A 2,379-nucleotide genomic window follows, 5' to 3' on the forward strand; every position below is an offset into this window, starting at 1 on the left:
CTTCATTGACTGTCCCGTTCAATTGGGTAGGGACGCTATCGCCCGCGACATTCCGATTTAAGTTGAAAAACTCCGGCATCGGAAAAGTGACGCTGCGGCGGCGGTTTATGCAACATTCAGGCTAGGAGTCTGCGCGGAGCGGCTGGCGGTGATAGACTTTGAGGTTCATCAAACACAAGGTCGGGGATAGTCATCATGCGCCATTCGTTCCTCATCGCCAGCCTGCTGTGCTGCCTCGGCGCGGCCGGCGCCGCTCCCCCGCCACCGGGGGACGCGGCCTTGCGCGCGGCCGCCCATGCGGCGGCGACCTATCGCACCGAGCTGATCAACAGCCTGGGCAAGATGGTCAGCTTCAATACCGTCGCCGACAAGGCGATTCCGTTCGAACGCAATGCGCAGCATCTCGCCTTCAAGCAGTACCTCAAGGACGAGGCCGGGCGGCTCGGGCTCGATTACACCGACCACGGCTATGTGATGGTCATCGGCCTGGGCGGCGGCAGCGAGCGGGTCGGCATCATCACGCACGGCGACATCCAGCCGGTCGATCCTTCCAAATGGAAAAAGTCGCCGTTCGAGCTGGACAAGACCAGCGAGGCCGGGCGCCTGATCGGGCGCGGCGCCGAGGATGACAAGGGACCGATCGCGACCGCCATGTACGCCATGAAGGCGATCAAGGACAGCAAGCTGGCGCTGTCGAAACGTCTGGAACTGTATGTCTACATGGCCGAAGAATCGGACTGGGAACCGCTGACCGAATTTCTCAAGACGCACCAGGCGCCGCAGGTCAATATCACCCTCGACGCCGAGTATCCGGTGGTGACGGCCGAGAAGGGCTACGGCACCATCAGCGTGACGGTGCCGCCGCAGGCGCCGGCAACGGCGGCGGCGCCGGGCACGCCATCGCTGTCCGCCTTCGGGGGCGGCTTTTTCGGCAGCCAGATTCCGGAAGACGCCAGCGCCACCATCGACAACGCCACGCCGGAACTGGAAGCGCGCATCCGCCAGCGCGCCACCGCCCAGGGCGGAATGCGCTATACCTTTACCCGCCAGGGCCCGCAGTTGCTGGTCAAGGCGCAGGGACTCGCGGCGCACTCGTCCAAGCCGGAAGACGGCGTCAATGCGATCAGCATGCTGGCCGATGCGCTCAGCGTGCAGGCGTGGCCGAACACCACGGCCGGCGCCATGGTCCATTTTCTCAACGAGCTGATCGGGACCGGCATGTATGGCGACAAGTTCGGCGCCATCGCTTACCGCGATAAATTCATGGGCCCGCTGACCGTGGCGCCCACCGTCATCAAGCAGGGCGAGGCCGGCATGTCCCTGCACGTGAACCTGCGCCGCCCGCAAGGCAAGAGCACCGAACAGCTCACGCGCGAGGTAACCGCGGCGCTGGCGCAGTGGCAGGCGCGGCGCGTCGCGCTGGCCGATGTGAAGGTCGAGATCACCGAACCGTGGCTGCAGAAAAGCGCGCCCCAGGTGCCGACCTTGCTGTCCGTGTTTTCCTATTACACCGGGATCAAGGATCCGCGCCCGATCTCGATTGGCGGCGGCACCAATTCGCGCCTGTTCCCGAATGCGGTCAGCTTCGGTCCGGCCATGCCGGGCACGGTGTACTCGGGCCACTCCGAGCACGAATTCATCACCGTCAAGCAGCTGATGCTGAACCTGCAAATGTACACGGCCGTCATGGTCGAACTGGCAAAGTAGACGCGCGCGGCACGGCGCGGGGCGGTGCGGTTGCGCGCCTGCGCGGCCGCACACGTCCACGTGTCCGCTTCGATCGCACCCGTAAGAACACCGATCCGTGATGTAGGCACCAGCCTACTTTATGTAACCAGCTGCGCCGCCCAAAGGTCAAGCCCGCGCCTTCTCTCCCTCTGGCCAATCACGGCGCCCTCGCGCCGGTGAACTACAGCCGGTTACAAGCCATTTTTCCCTAGAAATCTTGCTTCGTGCGTCAGTGAAAATGCGCAAAATTGGCGTGCTAGCATCCATTCCCTGTCCGCGATCAGCGCGTCTTTCGCGGCATGGCGCTTGCCCGCTTGCCGCGCCCGCTGGCGGCATGGCGCGGCGCATGTGCGGCACCCGCGCAGCCTGAACAGGATCAGCGGCCACGGCCGTTTCCGGCCCACCACGAGGAGCATCGATGAGTCAATTCGCATACCCGCGGCCCCAGCTCGTGCGCGAGCAATGGATCAGCCTGAACGGCCTGTGGAAATTCATGTTCGACGACGAACGGCGCTGCCGCATGCCCGTAAGCGGTAGCTGAGCGGCGTTGTAGATCAGCCGTTAAATCTGTGCAGGTCCGAGCGTAGCGGATTGTCGGCGCAATGCTGTTTCCACAGTCGCGGTGTCAGCTGCTCGACCTTCGAGGCGGGA

At 64.1% G+C, this 2,379-nt stretch carries 2 protein-coding genes; both read left to right on the forward strand.

Annotation, left to right across the window (positions count from 1 at the left end):
- Window positions 1–195: 195 nt before the first annotated feature.
- Entirely contained in the window at window positions 196–1,707 is a 1,512-nt protein-coding gene (locus F1735_RS32985) for a dipeptidase (RefSeq protein WP_167241156.1), read from the forward strand.
- 439 nt (window positions 1,708–2,146) lie between these two features.
- On the forward strand, window positions 2,147–2,269 hold the full coding sequence (locus F1735_RS37645; protein WP_267876717.1) for a hypothetical protein: 123 nt from the start codon (window positions 2,147–2,149) through the stop codon (window positions 2,267–2,269).
- The last annotated feature ends 110 nt before the right edge of the window (window positions 2,270–2,379 follow it).

Origin of the sequence: Massilia genomosp. 1 (genome assembly GCF_011682185.1) — a bacterium.
GTDB classification, from domain to species: Bacteria; Pseudomonadota; Gammaproteobacteria; order Burkholderiales; family Burkholderiaceae_D; genus Telluria_A; species Telluria_A rubra.